Annotated in this window: 19 protein-coding genes; 11 read left to right on the top strand and 8 right to left on the bottom strand. The window is 64.1% G+C overall.

All coding sequences use genetic code 11. The features are described 5' to 3' along the window. Nucleotides 1-19: 19 nt before the first annotated feature. Nucleotides 20-1,837, bottom strand: coding sequence for an AMP-dependent synthetase/ligase (locus AB4Y73_RS06065; RefSeq protein ID WP_441869929.1), 1,818 nt, complete (start codon nt 1,835-1,837; stop codon nt 20-22). Nucleotides 1,838-2,015: 178 nt separating this feature from the next. On the opposite strand from AB4Y73_RS06065, the gene AB4Y73_RS06070 reads away from it, so the two are divergent. Continuing rightward, nucleotides 2,016-3,107 carry an ROK family glucokinase gene (locus AB4Y73_RS06070; RefSeq protein WP_441869931.1) on the top strand — a complete coding sequence of 364 codons (1,092 nt, stop codon included), beginning with the start codon at nt 2,016-2,018 and terminating at the stop codon, nt 3,105-3,107. Nucleotides 3,108-3,115: 8 nt separating this feature from the next. On the opposite strand, the gene AB4Y73_RS06075 is transcribed toward AB4Y73_RS06070, so the two are convergent. The 3 genes from AB4Y73_RS06075 to AB4Y73_RS06085 are packed head-to-tail and all read right to left on the bottom strand — an operon-like array spanning nt 3,116 to nt 5,437. Then, nucleotides 3,116-3,811, bottom strand: a complete 696-nt coding sequence (locus tag AB4Y73_RS06075; protein ID WP_441869933.1) for a hypothetical protein — start codon at nt 3,809-3,811, stop codon at nt 3,116-3,118. Continuing rightward, nucleotides 3,798-4,598 (bottom strand): alpha/beta hydrolase, encoded by an 801-nt coding sequence (locus tag AB4Y73_RS06080; protein ID WP_441869935.1) that lies wholly within the window; start codon nt 4,596-4,598, stop codon nt 3,798-3,800. The genes AB4Y73_RS06075 and AB4Y73_RS06080 overlap by 14 nt, the downstream gene beginning before the upstream one ends. Continuing rightward, nucleotides 4,595-5,437, bottom strand: coding sequence for an alpha/beta hydrolase (locus tag AB4Y73_RS06085; RefSeq protein ID WP_441869937.1), 843 nt, complete (start codon nt 5,435-5,437; stop codon nt 4,595-4,597). Before AB4Y73_RS06085 ends, AB4Y73_RS06080 begins: the two co-directional genes overlap by 4 nt. A 111-nt stretch (nt 5,438-5,548) precedes the next feature. Between AB4Y73_RS06085 and AB4Y73_RS06090 the strand changes: the two genes are divergently transcribed. Together AB4Y73_RS06090 and AB4Y73_RS06095 are read left to right on the top strand one after the other, a co-directional pair. Further along, nucleotides 5,549-6,292, top strand: a complete 744-nt coding sequence (locus AB4Y73_RS06090) for a lysophospholipid acyltransferase family protein (RefSeq protein ID WP_441869939.1) — start codon at nt 5,549-5,551, stop codon at nt 6,290-6,292. A gap of 68 nt (nt 6,293-6,360) precedes the next feature. Then, entirely contained in the window at nt 6,361-7,755 is a 1,395-nt protein-coding gene (locus AB4Y73_RS06095) for a class II 3-deoxy-7-phosphoheptulonate synthase (protein WP_441869941.1), read from the top strand. Between the two features lie 50 nt (nt 7,756-7,805). Here the strand turns inward: AB4Y73_RS06095 and pknB are convergent, their stop codons facing one another. Both pknB and AB4Y73_RS06105 read right to left on the bottom strand, forming a co-directional pair. Continuing rightward, nucleotides 7,806-9,890 carry a Stk1 family PASTA domain-containing Ser/Thr kinase gene (pknB, locus tag AB4Y73_RS06100; protein WP_441869943.1) on the bottom strand — a complete coding sequence of 695 codons (2,085 nt, stop codon included), beginning with the start codon at nt 9,888-9,890 and terminating at the stop codon, nt 7,806-7,808. 113 nt (nt 9,891-10,003) lie between these two features. Then, complete coding sequence (locus tag AB4Y73_RS06105; protein WP_441869945.1) at nt 10,004-11,395, bottom strand: LysM peptidoglycan-binding domain-containing protein; 1,392 nt, start codon at nt 11,393-11,395, stop codon at nt 10,004-10,006. A 240-nt stretch (nt 11,396-11,635) separates the two neighbouring features. On the opposite strand from AB4Y73_RS06105, the gene AB4Y73_RS06110 reads away from it, so the two are divergent. Continuing rightward, entirely contained in the window at nt 11,636-11,989 is a 354-nt protein-coding gene (locus AB4Y73_RS06110; RefSeq protein WP_190988944.1) for an Rv2175c family DNA-binding protein, read from the top strand. Between the two features lie 3 nt (nt 11,990-11,992). Here AB4Y73_RS06110 and AB4Y73_RS06115 read toward each other — a convergent pair whose 3' ends face one another. Then, entirely contained in the window at nt 11,993-13,087 is a 1,095-nt protein-coding gene (locus tag AB4Y73_RS06115; protein WP_441869947.1) for a polyprenyl synthetase family protein, read from the bottom strand. After that, complete coding sequence (locus tag AB4Y73_RS06120) at nt 13,084-13,404, bottom strand: hypothetical protein (RefSeq protein WP_441869949.1); 321 nt, start codon at nt 13,402-13,404, stop codon at nt 13,084-13,086. The genes AB4Y73_RS06115 and AB4Y73_RS06120 overlap by 4 nt, the downstream gene beginning before the upstream one ends. Nucleotides 13,405-13,417: 13 nt before the next feature. Here AB4Y73_RS06120 and AB4Y73_RS06125 point away from each other — a divergent pair, with 13 nt between their 5' ends. From AB4Y73_RS06125 to AB4Y73_RS06155, 7 genes are all read left to right on the top strand, one after another. After that, on the top strand, nt 13,418-13,675 hold the full coding sequence (locus tag AB4Y73_RS06125; RefSeq protein WP_441869951.1) for a hypothetical protein: 258 nt from the start codon (nt 13,418-13,420) through the stop codon (nt 13,673-13,675). A gap of 76 nt (nt 13,676-13,751) precedes the next feature. Next, nucleotides 13,752-14,909, top strand: a complete 1,158-nt coding sequence (gene dinB / locus AB4Y73_RS06130) for a DNA polymerase IV (RefSeq protein ID WP_441870273.1) — start codon at nt 13,752-13,754, stop codon at nt 14,907-14,909. 262 nt (nt 14,910-15,171) lie between these two features. Beyond that, a complete protein-coding gene (locus AB4Y73_RS06135; protein WP_441869953.1) occupies nt 15,172-15,543 on the top strand; it encodes a DUF3040 domain-containing protein in 372 nt (123 codons plus the stop codon). Between the two features lie 526 nt (nt 15,544-16,069). After that, nucleotides 16,070-16,498 (top strand): division/cell wall cluster transcriptional repressor MraZ, encoded by a 429-nt coding sequence (mraZ, locus tag AB4Y73_RS06140; protein WP_354216860.1) that lies wholly within the window; start codon nt 16,070-16,072, stop codon nt 16,496-16,498. A 166-nt stretch (nt 16,499-16,664) separates the two neighbouring features. Continuing rightward, nucleotides 16,665-17,657, top strand: coding sequence for a 16S rRNA (cytosine(1402)-N(4))-methyltransferase RsmH (gene rsmH, locus AB4Y73_RS06145; RefSeq protein ID WP_441869955.1), 993 nt, complete (start codon nt 16,665-16,667; stop codon nt 17,655-17,657). Further along, nucleotides 17,654-18,331 (top strand): hypothetical protein, encoded by a 678-nt coding sequence (locus AB4Y73_RS06150; protein ID WP_441869957.1) that lies wholly within the window; start codon nt 17,654-17,656, stop codon nt 18,329-18,331. Before rsmH ends, AB4Y73_RS06150 begins: the two co-directional genes overlap by 4 nt. Nucleotides 18,332-18,425: 94 nt before the next feature. Beyond that, nucleotides 18,426-20,228 carry a peptidoglycan D,D-transpeptidase FtsI family protein gene (locus AB4Y73_RS06155; protein WP_441869959.1) on the top strand — a complete coding sequence of 601 codons (1,803 nt, stop codon included), beginning with the start codon at nt 18,426-18,428 and terminating at the stop codon, nt 20,226-20,228. The last annotated feature ends 41 nt before the right edge of the window (nt 20,229-20,269 follow it).

Below are 20,269 nucleotides of genomic sequence, written 5' to 3' on the forward strand. Positions count from 1 at the left end.
TGACCCCGCGTTCGTTGTATTAGACGTTGGAGGTGCGCTTCGCGGCGTACATTTCCTCGATGACTGTTTCGAAGTCCTTCATCACCTGGGCCCGCTTCACTTTCATGGACGGGGTCAGGTGGCCGGACGCCTCCGTGAAGTCGGACGCGACAATCCGGAAGGATTTGATGGCCTCGGCCTGGGACACCGAGCTGTTGGCCTGCGTGATGAGGTCCTGCACGGCCGCTTTGACCACAGGATTCTCCACTGCCTCCTCGAGGGTGGTGGATTCCGGCAGCCCGTGGCGCTGCAGCCAGCCGGGGAGTGCTTCCTGGTCGAGGGTGACCAGGGCGCCGATGAACGGCCTGTTGTCACCGACAACCAGGACCTGCGAGACCAGAGCATCAGCGCGGATCTGATCCTCCAGAAGGGCCGGGATGACGTTTTTGCCGCCGGCAGTGACGATGATTTCCTTTTTCCGGCCGGTAATCCAGAGGAAGCCGCTCTCGTCCAGCTTTCCGATATCGCCCGTCCGGAACCAGCCGTCGCTGAAGGTGTCGGCCATCAGGTCGTCGCGCTGGTAGTAGCCGCGCATGACGCAAACGCCTTTGGCGAGGATTTCGCCGTCGTCGGCAATTTTGACGGAGTTGCCCGGCAGGGGCTTGCCGACCGAGCCGATCTTGATAAGGGCCGGAGTGTTCACCGAAATGGGAGCGGTGGTCTCCGTCAGGCCGTAACCCTCCAGGATCTGCAGACCGATGCCCTGGAAGAAATGGCCCAGCCGTTCGCCGAGCGGGCCGCCGCCGGACACTGCATGGGCAACATTCCCGCCCATGGCAGCACGCAGCTTTCCGTACACTAATTTGTCGAACAGGGCGTGCTTGAGTTTCAGCCCCAAGCCCACGTGTCCTGCCTGGCGGGCTTTGGAGAACGCGATGGCTGTTTCGGCGGCCTTGTGGAAGATGGCGCCCTTGCCGCCGTCCTCGGCTTTGGTCAGCGCCGAGTTGTAGACCTTCTCGAACACGCGGGGGACAGCCAGGATAAACGTGGGCTGATAGCTCTGCAGGTCAGCGAGAAGATTCTTGATGTCGGGAGTGTGAGCCACGGTGGCACCGGCAGCAACGGCGAGGACCGAGATGAAGCGCGCGAAAACGTGGGCCAGCGGCAGGAACATGATGGTTTTGGCTTGCTCGTTGACGACGCCGCCAAGGATTGCCAGCGTGTTGTCGGAGAGCTCAACGAAGTTTCCGTGGGTGAGCTCGCAGCCCTTGGGCCGGCCGGTGGTTCCTGAGGTGTAGATGATGGTGGCTACGTCGCTAAGTTTGGCGGACGTCCGGCGTTCCTCGAGGTCGGCGTCGCTGACATCCCGGCCCGCTTCGCGAACCGCGTCCAGCCCGGCGCCTTCGAGTTGCCAGACGTGCTGCAGCGCAGTGAGACCCTCGGAAATGGCGGCCTGGCGGATGACGTCCTCGTGGTGGGAGGACTCGCCGAATGCGGCAACGGCGCCCGAGTCACCGAGGTTCCAGGCGACCTGCGACGGCGAGGACGTTTCGTAGATCGGCACCGAGACTGCCCCGGCAAACCAAATAGCGAAGTCGACGAGCGCCCATTCATAGCGCGTGCGGGACATGATTCCTACCCGGTCGCCGGCGGCCACACCACTTGCGATGAGACCTTTGGCAAGCGCGGAGACGTCTGCGAGGAAGTCCTTTGCCGAGACGTCCTGCCAGGCGCCTGCGGAGTTGAGCCGGGAGAACAGTGCCGGGTTGCTGGGCTTGGCGGCCTGCCGCAGCACCAGATCGGTGATGTTGGTTTCCGGTGGGACAACAACCAGTGGCGGAACACTGAATTCGCGCACTATAGCTCCTTTGATATCCGTGGACCCGCGCAGGGTGTCCCTAAAGACTAATACGCCTGCAACATGGTCGTGCAGTCATAAACCTACTGGCCAGTAACATAGGAGTCAAAGGGTGCGGAGAAGATACGTGGCAGGCCTACCGGACCCCAACCCGGCGGCGCACCTAGAATGAGTCACTATGTACGCAGCGTCCCTCCCTGAGCAGGCCAGTCCGACCAGCCGGCCGGTGCCCTGGCGTCAGGGACCCCGCCTTGGCCGCAGACAGACCTGGCGCGGGGAGAAGTTCCGCGCGAGCCCGCGGCTCGGGCGAACGGGGCTGGCGATTGGCATCGATATCGGTGGCACCAAAGTGGCCGCCGGCGTAGTGGACGGCGAGGGCCGGATCCTTTGCGAGGCGCGGCGATCCACGCCAGGCAGCGACCCGCGGGCCGTGGAGCAGGTCATCGTGGAGCTCGTGGACGAGTTGGGTGCAGGTCACAGGGTCCGGTCAGTGGGTATCGGGGCGGCCGGTTGGATGGATCTCGACGGCGGCACAGTACTTTTTAGCCCGCACCTGGCCTGGCGCAACGAGCCTTTGCGGGCCAACCTGCAGCGCTTGTTGCGCCGGCCCGTCCTATTGACGAACGACGCCGATGCTGCGGCGTGGGCGGAATGGCGCTTCGGTGCGGGACAGGGGGAGAGCAGGCTCGTGTGCATCACGCTCGGCACCGGCATCGGTGGCGCCATGGTGATGGACGGCCGGGTGGAGCGGGGCCGGTTTGGTGTGGCCGGTGAATTTGGCCACCAAATCATCATGCCGGGCGGACACCGTTGTGAGTGCGGCAACCGGGGCTGTTGGGAACAATATGCCTCGGGCAATGCGCTGGGGCGCGAAGCCAGGATCCTGGCCTCGGCAAATTCGCCGGTGGCCCAGGAACTGCTGGGCGCGGTGGGAGGAAAACCGGACCGGATCACCGGTGCGATAGTTACCGACCTTGCCCTGGCCGGCGACGCAGCCTGCCGAGAGCTGCTCGACGAAGTGGGAGAGTGGCTGGGCCTGGGACTGGCAAATCTCGCCGCAGCGCTGGATCCGGGACTCTTTGTGATCGGCGGCGGGCTATGTTCAGCGGGGGACCTGCTGGTGGAACCGGCCCGCAAAGCGTTCGCGAGGAATCTGACGGGCCGCGGGTTCCGTCCCGCCGCTGGCATTGAACTGGCAGCGCTGGGACCCAATGCAGGGCTCATCGGAGCAGCGGATCTGTCGCGAGTGAGCGGCCGCATGCGCCGCTGAGTCACTGCTCAGACGCGGGCGCCGTCGTCGTTGTCGTCTTTTTCCTGGGGCAGCTTCATGACCAGATAGACCACGGCCATGATGAAGACTGACACCATTCCCACTATCGCCAGCAACGGCGCGGACCGCCAGAACATCGCGGACAGGAGCAGGGCCATTGGGCCACCCACCGCGCCAAGCCACGCAAGCATGGTCAGCGGGTCCGTACCGGAAAGGCTGGGGGGTTCCTCCGGAACAAACTCGCCGCCGTCGTCCTCCACCGCATAGTCCCGTGGGCCGTCCAGGCCGCCCTGGTTGGCGTGGCCATCCTGCGCGGCGCCGGTATCCTCGGCGGATCGTGACTGACCGGCGCTGCCGGTTCGGGCTGCGGCCGAGCGTTCGGCTGCGGACAACTCGGTGGGAGCCTGACCGGCCAGGCCCAGTGGATCAAAGTCGCGGAAGGTTGCCGGCCTTTCCGGCGTGTCGGCGGTGGCCAGGGAAGGGCCGGGGCCCGGGGTGTCTGTGCCGTTGGCCTCCGGATTGGCCGGATTGCCCGGAACGTTCGGCGCCGTGCTGTCCTCCGCAGTGCTGTCCTCCGCAGTGCTCCCGTTGGCCGCGCTGCTGTCCTCAGAGGCTGTGCCCTCCAGCCGGGCAACAAGATCGAGCCAGACCGCGTCGTCCTGGTTTGCACTCTGGTCCGGAGAGCCGGAGTCAGGCCTGGTCATGGGCAGTGCCCTCCTTGAGCTCGGCTGCTGCAGCCTCGGCCAGCACAGCATGGATGAAGTTCACGGACCCCTTGAAGATTTCCTGGGCGTCGTTATCCAGGGTTGCCACGTGGTAGCTGTTCTCCAGGGTGGTCAACGTCAGGGGAGCGTTGACCAGGCCGCGGCGCAGGGCCACGATGCTCGAGTCTGAGACCACATGGTCCACAGTTGATCGGAACACCCGGACAGGGGCGGTGACGCGGGGGAGCAGCCGGATGGTGTCCTTGAACATTTTGTTCAGTTCATGGGCCGCGGCCACCGGCGTGCGTGGGTATGCCCCCTCATCCATACCGGGTTTGAGGATGTCGTTGGCGATCGCCGGAGTGCTCTTCAGCACAAGCTTCAGGATGCCGGCCAGCGGGGCACGGGGATCATCTATGACCAGCCCGGGGTTTACCAAAATCACGCCCGAGACGGGTCTGGTGGCGGCGATCCTCAGTGCCAGCGCACCGCCCATGCTCAGCCCGGCGGCGAAGACATGGTCGCACTTCTCGTCCAGCTCGAGGAATGCGTCGTCAAGCGCGGAATGCCACTGCGTCCACCGGGTCCGTGCCAGCTCCTGCCAGCTGGTGCCATGCCCCGGCAACAGCGGCATGCGAACGGCGAAGCCGGCGTCGGCGAGTGACTGGGCCCACGTGCGGAGCCCGTGCGGGCTTCCCGTGAACCCGTGCGAGAGGACTACCCCGACCCGGGTTCCGTCACCGGCGGCCGGGCTGCTGAAGGGGCTGTGGTCCGGAAAGCCGGTCATGAAGTCTCCGAGGTGGGTTGGGCGGCGTTTGCACTGCGTGCCGGCTCGGTAGAGCCGGCGGAACGGCGACCGTCGTTTGCCGAATGGTCGAGGAAGAACTGGATGGAACGGCTGAAAATCTCCGCAGCGTCAAGGTCGAGCGTGGCTACGTGGCCGCTGTTGTGAAGATCAACCACCTCAACCAGCCGCGGTCCCAGCCGGCGTCGAAGCGTCGCAAGCGAGGTGGGCGGCACCACGGCGTCGGTCCGTGACTTGAACACCTGCACGGGGGCGTTGACCTTGTACAACCCGCGGATGGTTGCGCCGAAAAGCTTCTTCAGCTCATGCACAGCTGCCAACGGTGTGCGCGAGTAGTCGCCGTCGTCGGTTACTGCCGCCGTCGGCTCTTCCTCCTGGATGGGCACCGTGGTCCGCTGAAAATACTTGAGCACCCCGATGACGCGGACGCGACGGTCGTAGAAGCTAAGCCCCGGGTTCACCACCGAAACGCCTGCCACAGGATGCAGCGCGGCCGTCAGCAGTGCGATGGCGCCGCCCATGGACAAGCCCGCCACAAAACATTGGTCGGTGCGGGCGTTCAGTTCCTGGTAGGCAGCTTCGAAGGTTCGGTACCATTCCCGCCAGTTGGAGCGTGCAAGCTGCCTCCAGTCAGTCCCATGGCCCGGAAGAAGGGGAACCGACACGGCAAACCCCTGGGCGGCAAGTTCTTCAGCCCATGGCATGACGCTGAGCGGGCTGCCGGTAAAGCCGTGGCAGATGGCGATCCCGGTCCTGGCGTTGGGTCCGTGGCCGGGGTAGCTGAAAGCGGCAGGCCGGGGCGGTGTGCTGCTTTCTGTCATGACTCCATCGTGTCACTCTTCGCGACAAATCTCACTAGAGTAGGGTTGCATTGAAGTGCTGGCCTGACCCAACGGCGGGCTGGCCGGCAGGCTTCCGGAGAGGTTCGAGACGTGTTTTATTGGGTCATGAAAAGGATCTTCCTGGGGCCGGTGCTGAGGCTTCTTTTCCGCCCCTGGGTCAAGGGCCTGGACAACGTTCCGGCAGAGGGCGCAGCCATCATCGCTTCGAACCACCTTTCGTTCTCCGACTCCATATTCATGCCCCTGATGGTTCCCAGGCCCGTGGTCTTCCTTGCAAAGTCCGAGTACTTCACGGGCACTGGTCTAAAAGGCAGGCTGACGGCAATGTTCTTCAGGCTCACCAACCAGCTGCCCATGGATAGGTCCGGCGGGGCAGCATCTGCGGTCTCGCTGAATGCCGGCATGGATGTCCTCACCAGCGGGGGCCTGCTGGGCATCTACCCCGAAGGGACCCGGAGCCCCGATGCGCGCCTGTACCGCGGCAAAGTGGGCGTGGCAAGGCTCGCGCTGCAGGCCGGCGTGCCGGTCATCCCGGTAGCCATGATCGGGACCGACAAAGTCCAGCCCATCGGCAAACGCATGCCGAATATACGGCGCATCGGCATGATTTTCGGGGCGCCGCTGGATTTCAGCCAGTACGCGGCCCAGGCCGATGACCGGCTGGTGCAGCGCAAAGTCACTGACGAGATCATGTTCGAGCTGATGCGGCTCTCCGGCCAGGAGTATGTGGACGAATACGCAGCCGTCGTCAAACTCCGGCTTGCCGGCGCCGAGACCGCCGGCCCGGACGGCAAGGACCCGGCCGCCGACGGCGAGGACGCCGCCGCGGGCTGACTGTGACGCTCCTCTCCGGACGCGTGACGGTCCGGTGCCCCGAAGCCGTCGGCGAGCATTAGTCTTAGATGGTGACTGAGCTATCTGCAAAACCTGCCTTTTCGCTGTCCAGCACCGCCCAGAGCGGAGCCGCCAATTATCCTGGCCTTGATGACTGGCGGGACCTTCCCATCTCCCAGCAGCCGAGCTGGCAGGACAAAGACGTATTTGACGCTTCGGTCCGCGAACTCTCCGTGCTCCCGCCGCTGGTGTTCGCCGGCGAAGTAGACGTGCTGCGTGAGCGACTGGCGGCTGCTGCCCAGGGCAAGGCGTTCCTGCTCCAGGGCGGCGACTGTGCCGAGACGTTCGAGGCCGCCACAGCGGACAAGATCAGCGCCCGCGTCAAGACCATCCTCCAGATGGCAGTGGTGCTCACTTACGGTGCAGCGATGCCCGTCATCAAGATGGGCCGGATGGCCGGGCAGTTCGCCAAACCGCGCTCCTCCAACGACGAAACCCGTGACGGCGTGACCCTCCCGGCGTACCGCGGCGATATTGTCAACGGCTACGAGTTCACGCCGGAATCCCGTGGCCATGACGCGGCCCGGATGCTCAGGGCGTACCACACCTCGGCCTCCACCCTGAACCTGATCAGGGCCTTCACACAGGGCGGGTTCGCGGACCTGCGCTCAGTGCACCAGTGGAACAAGGGCTTCACCGAAAACCCGGCGCACGCACGGTACGAGTCCCTGGCCCGTGACATCGACCGTGCCATCAAGTTCATGGCCTCCTGCGGCGCCGATTTCGAAGCGCTCAAGCGCGTGGAATTCTTCGCGAGCCATGAAGCGCTGCTGCTGGACTATGAGCGGGCACTGACCCGCATCGACTCCCGCACCGGTTTCCCTTATGACACGTCCGCCCACTTCCTGTGGATCGGGGAGCGGACCCGCGGACTCGAGGACGCCCACGTCGACTTCCTCTCCCGCGTTCGCAACCCGATCGGCGTGAAGCTTGGCCCGTCCACCACCGGCGACGACGCCCTGCGCCTCATCGACAAGCTGGACCCGGAACGCGAACCCGGCCGCCTGACCTTCATCACGCGCATGGGTGCGGGAAACATCCGCGAGAAGCTTCCCGCCGTCGTCGAAAAGGTCACCGCGTCCGGTGCCCAGGTCCTCTGGGTCACTGACCCCATGCACGGCAACACCGTCACGTCGCCCAACGGCTACAAGACGCGCAATTTCGACGACGTCATTGACGAAGTGCGCGGGTTCTTCGAAGTGCATCATGCCCTGGGCACCGTTCCCGGCGGCCTGCACGTGGAAATGACCGGTGACGACGTCGCCGAGTGCCTCGGCGGTGCCGATCCCGTGGACCAGGAGGCGTTCCTCGACAAGTACGAGTCGGTCTGCGACCCCCGCCTGAACCACATGCAGTCCCTCGAGATGGCTTTCCTTGTGGCTGGAGCATTGACCAAGCACTGACCGTCAGGAGGGTGCCTTCCGGACTTCGCGTCACGGGAGGCACCCTTTTGCTACACCACCGTGAGGGTGATGACGGAACCCTCCGGGACCTGTTCGTCGACGGGGTCCTGGGTACGGACTGTTCCAAAGAACCCGCCCAGGATGTTGTTGACCTGGACCTTGAACCCCAGGGCTTCCAGTCCCTTCCGGGCGTCCGCGGCCTGCTTGCCGACGAAGCTGGGAACCTTGACCAGCTTGGGTCCATCCGAAATGGTCAGCGTCACAGTTGCGCCCTTTGTCAGCGTTCCGTTGGCCGGCGACTGGGCGGCAACAGACCCCTTGGGAACTTTGGGATCTTTGACCTTGTCTTTCGCGACCTTAGCCGTGAGGCCGGCTGCTTGGATGGCGTCGACCGCCTCGTTCTCGTCCATGCCCACAACTGACGGAACGGGAATCGGCTGCGGGCCTTTGGATACCAGGAGGTTCACCGGGGTGCCGTGCCGTGCGGGGGCGCCGGCGGCCGGATCCTGGGCGAGCACAACGCCGGCGGCCACGGCTTCGTCGAATTTTTCCGTGATATTGCCCAGGGCCATCTCGGCCTGGTTCAGTGCAACCTTTGCCTGGTCCAGTGTTCCGCCCGTCAGCTTTGGCAGCTCGTACAGCTGGGGCCCCTTGGAGACAAACAGCGCCACGGGCTGGAACTTCCTGATCTCGGTCCCCGCTTTCGGTTCCGAGCCCACTACGAGTCCCGAGGGCACGTCGTCGTCGAACACATCATTGGTGCGGGACTGAAAGCCAGCCTGGCTCAACAGCTGCTGGGCCTGGGCCACTGACTTGTTGGCGACCGCCGGAATCGTAGCGGATGCGCCCGGTCCCATGCCGAAGAACCAGCCGGCTCCGGTGGCAAGCAGCGCGATGATGATGAGCGCCACTATCCAGAGGATGCCGCGGCGGCGAGGGTTCCCCTCGCGCAGGCTCCTGACCGGCGTCGCCGCTGCCCGCGACCTTGCCTTCTCGTCCTCGCGGTCAAGTTTTCGCTGCGCGCGCTTGCTGAGGGGGACGGGCGCCTCGGCCTGGTTCCGGAAATCCTGCTCATACTGAATATGCCGCGGGTCCGGCGGGTACAGGTCATCCGGCGGGTACAGGGCATGAGGCGGGGCGGCAGCGTGCGGCGGACGCGACGGCTGCTGGGGCCGCGGGCGGCCGAGGGAGGAGGACAACACTGCGGTGGGATTGTTGGTCCGCGCGATAATCTCGGTGGAGTTGGGCTGCCCGGCCGGGACGGCAGCCGGGGGCCGGAGGTCCAGTTCGGCATTGGTGAGGTTGGTCCGGATGTGGCGCAACTCCTGGAGCAGCGCATGGCCATCCACCGGCCGGTTTTCGGGATCGTTGGCGGTGCACCACTGAACGAGTTCATCCATTTCGGCGGCGAGCCCGGGCACCAGTGCCGACGGCGGCCCCACGGTTTCGTTAACGTGCTTGTAGGCCACCTGGATGGGGACCTCGCCGTCGTACGGCTGCTGGCCGGTGAGCATTTCATACAGCATGATGCCCACGGAGTAGATATCACTGCGGGCGTCCGCAGTTTTTCCCAGCACAAGTTCGGGGGAGAGGTAGCCCACGGTGCCGATCAGGGCTCCCGTGCTGGTGGAGGTAGTCACGGCCCGGGCCAATCCGAAGTCGCCGATCTTGATGCGGCCGTCGTCAGCGATGAGGACATTCTCCGGCTTGACATCGCGATGGATCAGACCGGCCGCATGGGCCTCGCCCAGGCCTTCCACCACGGGATCGATGAGCGCAAGTGCCAGCCGGGGAGGCAGCGCACCCTTGGACCTGATGACGTCGCGCAGAGTGTGGCCCTTGATGTACTCCATCACCAGGTAGGCCGTCACGCCGTCGTTGCCTTGATCCAGGACCCCCACAACGTGCGGGTGGGAAAGTTTTGCGGCGGCTTTCGCCTCCCGGCCGAGCCGGTCCAGGAAGGTCTCATCCGTGGCGAGGTGTGGATGGAGGACTTTGAGGGCAACATCCCGTTCCAGCCGGAGATCAGTGGCGAGATAGACGGTGGACATGCCTCCGCGCGCGAGTTTGGAACGGACGGCGTAGCGGTTGTCCACCAGCGTTCCAACGAGACGGTCAGAGACTTGTTCCTGCACCTTACGATCCTAATCCCGCAACGAAAAGGGTCCGAACCGACGTGCGGTCCGGACCCTTATCGTTATCCCGGGTGCCCTTTTCGGCAAGACCGGTGCGCGCTGCAGTTGGCCGGTTAGCCGAAGTTCTTCTGGTGCGCCCTGATGGCAGCGACGTACGCCTTGGTGTCGTCGTACATGCCGTACTTGCTGACCGAGTACTGGCCTTGGTAGTACCCGGCAATCGCCGTGTCCACGTCCTTACTGGTGGCAATCAGCCGCTTGATGATGGCAACACCAGCAGTCGCGTTGTCGTAGGGATCAAGCAGGTTCAGCTTCCGTCCTACGAGGTCCGATGCCCACTCGCCGGATGTAGGGATCACCTGCATGGTGCCGATGGCGTTGGCAGGCGAAACCGCACGCTGGTTAAAGCCTGACTCCTGATAAGCGAAGGCGAGAGCCAGGGACGGCTCCACCCCCATCGCGCGGGCCCTGTCAGCCACGATAGCGCGCATCTCATCCCGGGACGGCACCGGTGCGGCGTTCAGCAAGGCCTTGTTCTGGTTGGCGGAGCTGACCACGGCTTCAGGGTAGGAAAAGCCCAGGAAGGAACTCGGAACCAGTGGGGTCACTGTGGCCGCAGGAGTGGACGACGCCGGCTGGATGGAGGCGCCGGGAATGACCAGTTTGTTGCCCGGGTAGATCACTGTGGTCATGCTCAGCTGGTTGGCTGAGAGGATGTCCGAGAGCTTTACGCCGTGCTTCGAGGCGATAGCGGACAGGGTGTCGCCTGCCTTGATGGTGTAGGAGCCACCCGGAGCGGCGGAAGGTGCAGGGGCTGCCGGAGCCGGGGCCGGAGCAGGAGCAGCCGGTGCGGCAGCCGGCTGCGGCGCAGGGGCCGGGGCCGCCTCGCCGGATCCGACCTTGATCTTCTGGCCCGGATAGATGATGGAGCGCATGTTCAGGCCGTTCCAGCTGAAGATCTCAGACAGGCCGACGTTGTGCCGGGAGGCGATGGCGCTGAGTGTGTCTCCGGCCTTTACGGTGTAACTGCCACCGGAGTTGGCGGGCGCGGACGGGGCGGCTGCAGGGGCTGCTGCCGGAGCCGGGGACGCAGCCGACCCGGACAACTTGATTTTCTGACCCGGGTAAATGATGGTGTTCGGCTGCAGGTTGTTCAGAGTCAGGATTTCGCCGGTGTTCAGGCCGAACTTCCCGGCGATGGCGCTGATGGTGTCGCCGCGGGCGATCGTGTACTCGGCAGGAGCCGCGGGCTGTGCCGGCATAAAAGCGGTCGGAATGCTGGAGGAAACTGAAGCCGCCGGGATGAGGGCCGCTTTGGCTTCGGCGGCCTGAGCTTTCATGGCGGCGGCAAGGGTTGCCGGGATGGCGCGTGCCGGCGCCTCTGCCGCGGCCGGATGTGCAAGGGCCAAGGACGACAAGACAACCGCAGGAAGTGCCGCGGTGGTGGCCGCAATCATGGGCAGGCTAGGCCGGGGTGCCTGCTTTGGCGAGCGGGACGTCGTCATGGAAAGAATCCTCTTCTTTAACTGCCGGGGGACGGGTGATGCGTGTGATTATTGATACTAGTGTTACTTAAGTTATTGCTGTTACAAATGTGATCTATGTGAATCTCTCATGAATTTGCCCGTAGCACAAGAAGTGGGCACGGCCTCGCAGGTGCGGTTTCGCGGAGTGTCGAAGGATTCCTCGGAATGCGCGGGATACCCGACTAGGCGGCAGGGCTCCGCCCGTGGCAACCTTGATCCGTGAGTAACGTAGAAAGCCTTGTGGGCGAGTGGCTGCCCCTGCCTGATGTCGCGCAGTTGCTGGATGTTTCGATTACGAAAGTCCACAGCCTTATTGATGAACGTGCGCTGGCGGCCCTGCGCGTCGGAGAACGGCGGATCCGCTCAGTTCCGGCCGCGTTTATTCAGGACGGCCAGGTTGTCGACAGCCTGCGGGGAACCATCGTGGTCCTGGCGGATGCCGGCTATTCCGACGAGGACCTCATCGTCTGGCTGTTTACTGCCGACGATTCCCTGCGTGGCCGGCCGATTGACGCCCTGCGGGAAGGCCGAAAGACCGAGATTAGGCGCCGGGCGCAGACTCTCGCCTGGTAAGAATCAGGCGGCGCGGCTGACGGTGGCTTCGGCCAGCCGTCGCAGCGCCGTCTTAGGCAGCTCGTCCAGTGGCAGCTCTTCCAGAGCTTGGTAGGCGGCTGTGCCGAATTCGTTGATCAGCAGTTCGGTTGCCTCCAGCGCCCCGGATTCTTCGATAATCCGGCGGATCTCGGCCACGTCCCCGTCGCCCAGGTCAGGGCTCCCGAGCTTTGCATCTATAAACGCTGACTCCTGCGCTGATGCCTGTTCCAGCGCCAGCGCAATCAACACAGTCCTCTTGCCTTCGCGTAGATCGTCGCCTGCCGGCTTGCCGGTGGTGACGGGGTCACCGAAGACGCCCAGGACGTCGTCACGCAGCTGGAACGCCTCACCCAGTGGCAAGGCAAAGGCCGAATAGCCACGGAGCAGGTCATCCGAGGCACCCGCCAGTGCACCGCCAAGTGCCAGCGGATGTTCGGTGGAATATTTCGCGGACTTGAACCTGATGATCGACTGGGCCCGAGTCACAGCTCCTGCCCGGTCCCGGACTGGTCCGGCGACCTCTTCCAGGATGTCCAGGTATTGGCCCGCCATCACTTCTGTGCGCATGAGGTTGAAGATCAGCCTCGCCCTGCTTCCGGCGGCCGCCTGCCTGCCAATGTCGGTGAAGGCCTCTTCACTGAAGGACAGGCACAGGTCGCCGGTCAGGATGGCCGCCGCGTGTCCGAACCGTTCGCTGTCCAGCGCCCAGCCTTGGGCATCGTGCAACTGGCTGAACCGCCGGTGGACGCTCGGCCCACCCCGGCGGGTGTCAGAACGGTCGATGATGTCGTCATGGATGAGCGCCGCCGCCTGGAACAGCTCCAGCGCCGAGCCGGCCGTGACGATCTGTCCGGACTCAGGCTCGCCACCGGCGCCCCGCCAACCCCAGTAGCACATGAGAGCGCGGAGTCTCTTGCCGCCGGTCACCAGGTTGGAGATTGACCCCATGAGGGGTTCGATATCGGGGGAAATTCCCGCTACAAGGGCCTGCCGCGTGGTGAGGAAGTCTGTCAGTTCACCGGCAACCGCGGCTACAAAGGCCGCCTGTTCAAGCCTTAGCTGCTCCGAAACCGTCACTTGGCTGACTCAACTGCCGCATTGGCGCCGATGGTGAAGGTGGAGACGCCGGCCGCCTCGACCACCGCAACGTTGACAGTCTCGTTGTTGTTTCGGACGAAGTCCTTGGACGCAACCGCTCCCACTGCGTCGCCGGGTACCGCTTTGAATCCCTGGCCCTCGAGGTGCTTGGTGTAGAAGTCCACGACGGCGGCGGTGGGGGCTGTGATGCTGGCAACGAGCGCTGCGGTGGCCGGCTGCTTGGCCTTATCCAGACTGCTGGAAATTACCGTGGCGCCAGGCATCACGGGAATCAGCGTTTCCGGAAATCCTTCCACGATCTTTCCCACCGTGGCAGACGTTCCGGGGGAGGCCGTCGGGCTCGCAGACGCCGTGACACTGGACGAACTGGAGGCGGGTGAGGACGTGCTTGCCGACGATGAGGTCACGTCGGGCGCCGCGGGACTGCAGGCGGCAAGGGCCAGCATTGCGCCGGCGGCGAGGGCCGCTAATCCTGTTGGCTTAAGATTCTTCGTGACCGTCACAGGGACTTTCCTCCTGGGGTTGATGCCGGGCTCAGCCTCCAGTTTAGTCAGTACCAACAGCTAGAATTGCCGCTGTGGGGCCAGAGCGGAACAACCAGTACACCGAAGCGGGTCTTCGCGAGCTCCAGCGCAACTGCATCATGCACGTGGACATGGACGCATTTTTCGTGTCCGTAGAGCTGCGCACTCGTCCGGAGCTCCGGGGAAGGCCTGTGATCGTGGGGTTCCCGGCGGACCGCTCGGTGGTCCTGTCAGCCTCGTATGAGGCCCGGGCCTTCGGCGTGAAGTCCGCCATGCCCATGGCGGTCGCAGCCAGGATGTGCCCGCAGGCCGTCATTATTGAGCCGCGCCACAAGCTGTACTACGAAGTGTCCGCCCAGTTGATGGAAATCTTCCAGTCCATCACCGACCTCGTCGAGCCGTTAAGCGTGGACGAAGCCTTCCTGGATGTGAGTGGGGCAATCCGGCGGCTGGGCCCCCCACGCGAAATCGGCGAGTTGATCCGCCGCCGGGTTGCTGCCGAACTGGGCATCACGGCGTCCGTTGGAATCGCGGCCAGCAAATTCGTTGCAAAGATTGCCTCCACGCGCTGCAAGCCTGACGGACTGTTGCTCATCGGACCGGATGAGACCGTGCCCTACCTTCACAGCCTGCCCGTTGGGGCTCTGTGGGGAATTGGTGCCAAGACCGCCGACGTGTTGGCCCGGATGGGCATCCGAACCGTCGCAGATGTGGCCGCCACCCCTGTGACTTCCCTCAAGAAGGTGCTCGGCGCCACGGGTGAGCACGTCTACCGGCTGTCGTGGGGGATCGACCCGCGTCCGGTAACTCCTGTGCGGCTGGAAAAAAGCATTGGCGCAGAGGAGACCTTCGCTGTGGACACCGGGGATGATGCCATCATCAGCCGCGAACTGCTGCGGCTGGCCCATCGCACCGCCGGCCGGTTGCGAAGTTCAGGAACAGTGGCCCGGACCGTGGCCTTGAAGCTTCGGTATGCGGATTTTTCCACTATTACCCGGAGCCGTACAGTGCACACGCCGGTGGACAGTGCGCAGCTGATCCACGGGGTGGCACTGCAGTTGCTGGAGTCCCTGGGGCCGCGTCCCATGACCGTCCGTCTGGTGGGGATCAGGGCAGAGCAGTTGGAAGAGGCCGCGCAGACCTCCCTGCAGCTGAGCTTCGACCGCAGGGATGACAACTGGCGCGCGGCTGAACAGGCACTGGACCAGGTCAGCCGGAAGTTCGGCAACAAATCCGTCCTGCCAGCCAGTCTGCTGGACCCCGGCAGCGCCCGCTAAGAGGCATTTCGGTCCCGGTTCAAGCGGCCCGGGAGGGTGCTGGCCGTCTTTCAGAACAGGCCCCGACAAACTATCCTTATATGTACATAGTTTTCAGTTACTGCCGGACTTCTTGGACGCACTGCCGTTCCAATCACCCTCATGCCGGTGTTCGCAATCCGCTACGTTGGCGGGTGGGAACCTCCCGGGCATGTGGGTCGTTATTGGAGCAGGAGTACAGGATGGGACCAGCCCGGACGTTGGCCTACATAAGGAGGTCGTGATGCCGCTCTCGGAGCACGAACAGAAGCTGCTTGAGCAGCTGGAGAAGCAGCTGCACGAGGACGATCCGAAGTTCGCAAACAGCATGGGATCGGATCCTGGACGTACCTGGTCCACCCGTCACCTCGTCATCGGTGTCCTCGCTGCTTTGGCGGGCATCGCGTTGCTCCTGGTCGGCGTTACCACCCAGATCATCATTGTTGGCGTTCTCGGTTTCGTTGTTATGGGCGGTGGAGTTTACTTCGCCACCATGCGCAATGGTTCCGGGGGCAAGGGAGGCTCCCCGTCCGCAGGGAAGTCCGGAAAGCCCCGGAGTTCCTTCATGTCCAGCCTTGAAGAGCGCTGGGACGAGCGCCGCCGGGACGACTCCTGAGGCCCTTCCAGCGCTGATTTATCGGTTCTACGTGTCGAACTGCCCGCCGCGCTGATGGTTGTCCTTTTTACTCCACTTCCCACCCCTCCACTTTTCTCCCCGCCTGGCTCCTGCTGCTAAGTGGAACCGCCACCGAAGACCCGCCTCGGCGGGTCTTCGGCGTTTAACGGCACCCCCGCCCACGTGGGTAGCGCTAACTGACGTTTTGAGCGCTCAAGACGACAGTTAGAGCTACCTGGTTGGGAAATTTACGACGACGGGTGGGGCTCATGCGGGGAGGGCACGACGGCGGGTCGAACCGTCGTCGTGCCTTTCGCTTCAGGGAGGCCCACCAAGCTCCCCGGGCCCTCCACTCTCATCCACCTCGAGGTTCCGCGCCAGGTGGCGGAAAAGTTCATCAAAAAGGAGCCTGTGGGGCCCCTTTTGCATTGACTGTGGGGGAAAGTGGAGTAATGTGGAGGACATAAGAGGGTAGTTGCAACATTAGGGGATGTGCAGTTCCTGACGGCAGACGGGCGGTGGGCCAGTGTTTCTGGGCACGCATTCGCCACGTCTGGACGAAAAGGGCCGAATTATCCTCCCCGCAAAGTTCCGCGAGGAACTTGCTGCCGGGCTGGTTCTTACAAGGGGCCAGGAGCGTTGTATCTACGTCTTCAGTGAGCAGGAGTTTGCGAAGGTTCACGAGCAAATGCGGGAGGCGCCCATCTCCTCCAAGCAGGCTCGCGACTACATTCGTGTCTTTCTCTCTGGAGCCTCGGACGAGGTACCTGACAAGCAGGGGCGCGTGACCATTCCGGCGGCGCTCCGGGAGTATGCAGGCCTCGGCAGGGAACTGGCCGTCATCGGCGCAGGAACCCGTGCCGAGATCTGGGACGCCCAGGCATGGAATGAGTACCTGGCAGAGAAGGAAACCGCCTTCTCTGAAACCGACGACGCCATTCCGGGGATTCTGTGATCACCTGAACGGCACAGAAGACCGTTTCTTGAACGAGATCTCCAGCCGCCCATCGGACAGTCCACCTGGCTCACTTCCCCGGAGCCAGGCGGGAGAACGATAGGCGCGGATGGGGATCTGGCTCAAGAAGCACCCCAGGACACCGGCCGAATGAAAGGACGAAGGCATGAATGATCACCCGAAGCCGACGTCCGAACGCCATGTGCCGGTCCTGAAGGACCGGTGCATCAATTTGTTGGCCCCTGGTTTCGAAGCCGCGCGGAGCCGTGGCGAAACCCCCATCGCCATTGACGCGACGCTCGGCATGGGCGGCCACTCCGAAGCCATGCTGGAACGCTTCCCCGACCTGCACCTGATCGGTATCGACCGCGACGAAGAGGCGCTGGCCCTGGCGGGGGAGCGGCTGGCCCGTTTCGCTGACCGCACGGACCTTGTGCATGCTGTGTACGACGAAATTGCCGAAGTCCTCGAGGACCTTGGCGTCAAGGAGGTCCACGGCATCCTGATGGACCTGGGTGTCTCGTCCCTTCAGTTGGACGAGCGCGAACGTGGTTTCGCCTACTCCTTCGACGCGCCGCTGGACATGCGCATGGACACCAGTCGCGGCCAGACAGCAGCGGATGTGGTCAACAACTACAGCGAAGAGGACCTCGTTCGGATCATCCGTAAATGGGGCGAGGAGAAATTCGCCGGCCGGATCGCCAACAGGATCGTCGCAGCAAGGGCGGTCAAACCAATCACGACCACCGGGGAACTGGTGGAGCAGATCCGTTCGGTGGTTCCCGCGGCAGCCGCCAAATCCGGCGGCCATCCGGCCAAGCGGACTTTCCAGGCACTGCGGATCGAAGTCAACGAGGAACTCGACGTGCTGGAGCGCGCGGTACCCGCAGCCGTGGACGCCATAGCACTGGGGGGACGCATCGTGGTGATGTCCTACCACTCCCTTGAGGACAAGATCGTCAAGTCCGTCTTCCAGGCCGGCTCCAAATCCTCAGCACCGCTGGGATTCCCGGTGGAGCTGGAAGAACACAAGGCTGCCCTTAAGACCCTGACAAAGGGCACCGAGGTACCCACCGCCGTCGAAATCGCCGAAAACCCGCGCGCCGCTTCCGCCAGGCTGCGCGCCGTGGAACGCATCAGAGCCAGGAGAGCAGCATGAGCACCGCCGCCGTTAAGAACTTCCCGGTCCTCTCCGGCAGCAGCGCGCCCGCTATCAGGGCCCAGCCTGACGGTCCTGTCCGGAAGGAACGCACGCCCCTGTCCGTGGTGCGCTCCGCGCCGAAGAAGCGCCGTGCCCCGTTTGTGGTGATGTGCTTCGCCCTGCTGGCCGTCGCACTGGTGGCGGTGCTTGTACTCAATATTTCGGTGTCCACCTCCCAGTATCAGCTCGTGGAACTCAGGGGCAAGCAGAGTACGCTGACCAAGCAGAACCAGGATCTGACACAGCAGCTCCAAAACTTCGAAGCTCCCCAGAATCTGGCCGCCAAGGCTGCAGACTTGGGAATGGTAGCTTCCACCGTCAAAGGCCAGATCGACCTATCCACCCTGACCGTCACGGGCAAGGCAACACCGGCCGTGAAGGGCGCCGCTGCCGGAGCCGTCATTCCGGCGCCGGCGGTGGCCGGGGCGCTGACAGTTGTTCCGCCGGTGACAGCCTCCGATGCGTCCGTGAGCCGCAAGATTGCCAGCGGAGAGCCCGCGCCGGCAGCAACAGCGCCGGCTCCGGCTCCCGCGGCCGGAACTCCGGCGGCAATACCGGCACCACCGGTACCGGCCGTCGATCTCCACGGGGGTTCGGTACCGGCGCCCGAGCAGAAAGTGCCCGGGCAGTAACTGACAGCCGCTGAAAAGCAGCCGTTCAGGCAGGAAGGCCAAGTGCCCGGCCGGGCACCACAGCAGGCATCAAGGCGAGCAGCAAGGAATCACGGTGGCGCAGACAACCGGCAACGCAAGGGATGTCAAGGCGCCGAACGCCACCAAGCGATTGCGCCTCGGCCTGGGAATCATGCTGACGCTGCTGCTGGTGGTGGGCGGCAAGCTCTTTATGGTCCAGGGCCTCGATGTTGGCGGGATGGCTGCGGCCGCCCTTGACTATCGCATGCGCGAAACTTCACTCCCCGCCGAGCGCGGCAGCATCCTTGACGCCAACGGCACAGTCCTGGCCAACAGCGTGATCCGGTACAACGTGGTGGTGGACCAGACCGTCAACACGAAGACGGAGACGTTCAAACGGCTCGCCAAAGTGGACGGCAAGGACAAGCTGGTAGACGTTTCACGGGACGAGGGGCTGAAAGAACTGGCCGGCGTCCTGGGCATGGACCAAGACGCCGTCCGGAACGCCGTAACCGGCGAACAGCGCTACTACATCGTGGCGAAGGACCTCAAGCCGGACGTCGAGGACAGGGTTTCCAACCTGCAGATCCCCGGCATTGTCACCGAGGGCGTCAGTAAGCGCGTCTATCCCAACGGATCAATTGCCGGCGGCATCATCGGATTCCTCCAGGACGGCAACTCCGGCCAGGCCGGTATTGAGCAGACCCAGGACGGGCGGCTGCGTGGAGAAGACGGCAAACGGCTCTTCGAGATCGGCGCCGACGGTCTCAGGATCCCCGTGGGGGTGGATGAACTGACCCCGCCGAAGGACGGCAAGGATGTCAAGCTAACCCTGAACTCGGACCTTCAATACTTCGCCCAGCAGGCCATCCAAAGCCAGAGCGATAAACTGAGTGCGGAGTGGGGCAGCATCCTGGTGATGGATGTCAAGACGGGCAACATCGTGGCTATGGCGGACACCAACGCCCCGGACCCGAACGACCCCGGCCGGGTGGCCGCCAAGGACCGTGGAGTCCGAACCGTGACAGCAGCCTACGAACCGGGGTCCGTCCAAAAGATGATCACGGCCTCGGCCCTCATCGAGGAAGGAAAGTCCAGCCCCCTGGACACGTTCACGCTCCCGCCGTCGTACACGATCGACGGCCAGACCTTCACGGACGCCTTCACCCACGGCACCGAGGAACGCACGCTCGCCGGCATCCTGGGTTACTCCATGAACACGGGAACCGTTGCGGCCGGCTCCCGGCTCACCAAGGAGCAACGCTACGACTGGCTGCGGAAGTTCGGCATCGGCGAGGCGCCGGATATCGGACTCCCTGCCATCGCGTCCGGCATCCTTGCGCCCGCGGACCAGTGGGACAGCCGCCAGCAATACACGGTGCTGTTCGGCCAGGGAGTCTCCCAGTCCACGCTGCAGACGGTCCGCGCCTTCCAGACCATCGCCAACAAGGGCGTGATGCTCCAGCCCCGCCTGATCGACTCCTACGTTTCAGCAGACGGCACCGAGGATAAGGTAGCCCCGCAGCCGTCGCGGCAGGTGGTCTCGGACAGCACCGCCCAGCAGGTCCGGGACATCCTGGAAAGCGCGGTCACCGAGGGGCAGATCAAAGACGCCGCCATCGACGGCTACCGCGTTGGTGCCAAGACCGGAACGTCCGAGTCCCCGTGCGACGACGGCAAGTCCGGCTACTGCGGCTACACGGCCTCCATGGTGGGGATGGCGCCGATGGATGATCCGCGGTTTATTGTGGAGGTGGTCCTGCAGCGTCCGAAGGGCAGCATCTACGGCATCACCAATGGTCCGGTCTTCCGGTCGGTCATGAGCCAGGCGCTGCGCACCTACAACGTCCAGCCGTCCACCGGCGAACCGGCCCGGCTGGCGCAGTTCGCCAAGTAACGCCAGGCAGCCACAGTTCGCCGCCCGCACCGGGATATTTA

It is taken from the genome of Pseudarthrobacter sp. TAF60_1, from assembly GCF_052113505.1.
Classification (GTDB): Bacteria; Actinomycetota; Actinomycetes; order Actinomycetales; family Micrococcaceae; genus Arthrobacter.

Excerpts from the sequence above, each read along its gene's own strand:
- AB4Y73_RS06105 (WP_441869945.1), bottom strand. The coding sequence starts at position 11,395 with ATGACGACGTCCCGCTCGCCAAAGCAGGCACCCCGGCCTAGCCTGCCC.
- AB4Y73_RS06070 (WP_441869931.1), top strand. The coding sequence starts at position 2,016 with ATGTACGCAGCGTCCCTCCCTGAGCAGGCCAGTCCGACCAGCCGGCCG.
- AB4Y73_RS06150 (WP_441869957.1), top strand. The coding sequence starts at position 17,654 with ATGAGCACCGCCGCCGTTAAGAACTTCCCGGTCCTCTCCGGCAGCAGC.
- rsmH (WP_441869955.1), top strand. The coding sequence starts at position 16,665 with ATGAATGATCACCCGAAGCCGACGTCCGAACGCCATGTGCCGGTCCTG.
- dinB (WP_441870273.1), top strand. The coding sequence starts at position 13,752 with ATGCACGTGGACATGGACGCATTTTTCGTGTCCGTAGAGCTGCGCACT.
- AB4Y73_RS06085 (WP_441869937.1), bottom strand. The coding sequence starts at position 5,437 with ATGACAGAAAGCAGCACACCGCCCCGGCCTGCCGCTTTCAGCTACCCC.
- AB4Y73_RS06080 (WP_441869935.1), bottom strand. The coding sequence starts at position 4,598 with ATGACCGGCTTTCCGGACCACAGCCCCTTCAGCAGCCCGGCCGCCGGT.
- AB4Y73_RS06095 (WP_441869941.1), top strand. The coding sequence starts at position 6,361 with ATGGTGACTGAGCTATCTGCAAAACCTGCCTTTTCGCTGTCCAGCACC.
- AB4Y73_RS06075 (WP_441869933.1), bottom strand. The coding sequence starts at position 3,811 with ATGACCAGGCCTGACTCCGGCTCTCCGGACCAGAGTGCAAACCAGGAC.
- AB4Y73_RS06135 (WP_441869953.1), top strand. The coding sequence starts at position 15,172 with ATGCCGCTCTCGGAGCACGAACAGAAGCTGCTTGAGCAGCTGGAGAAG.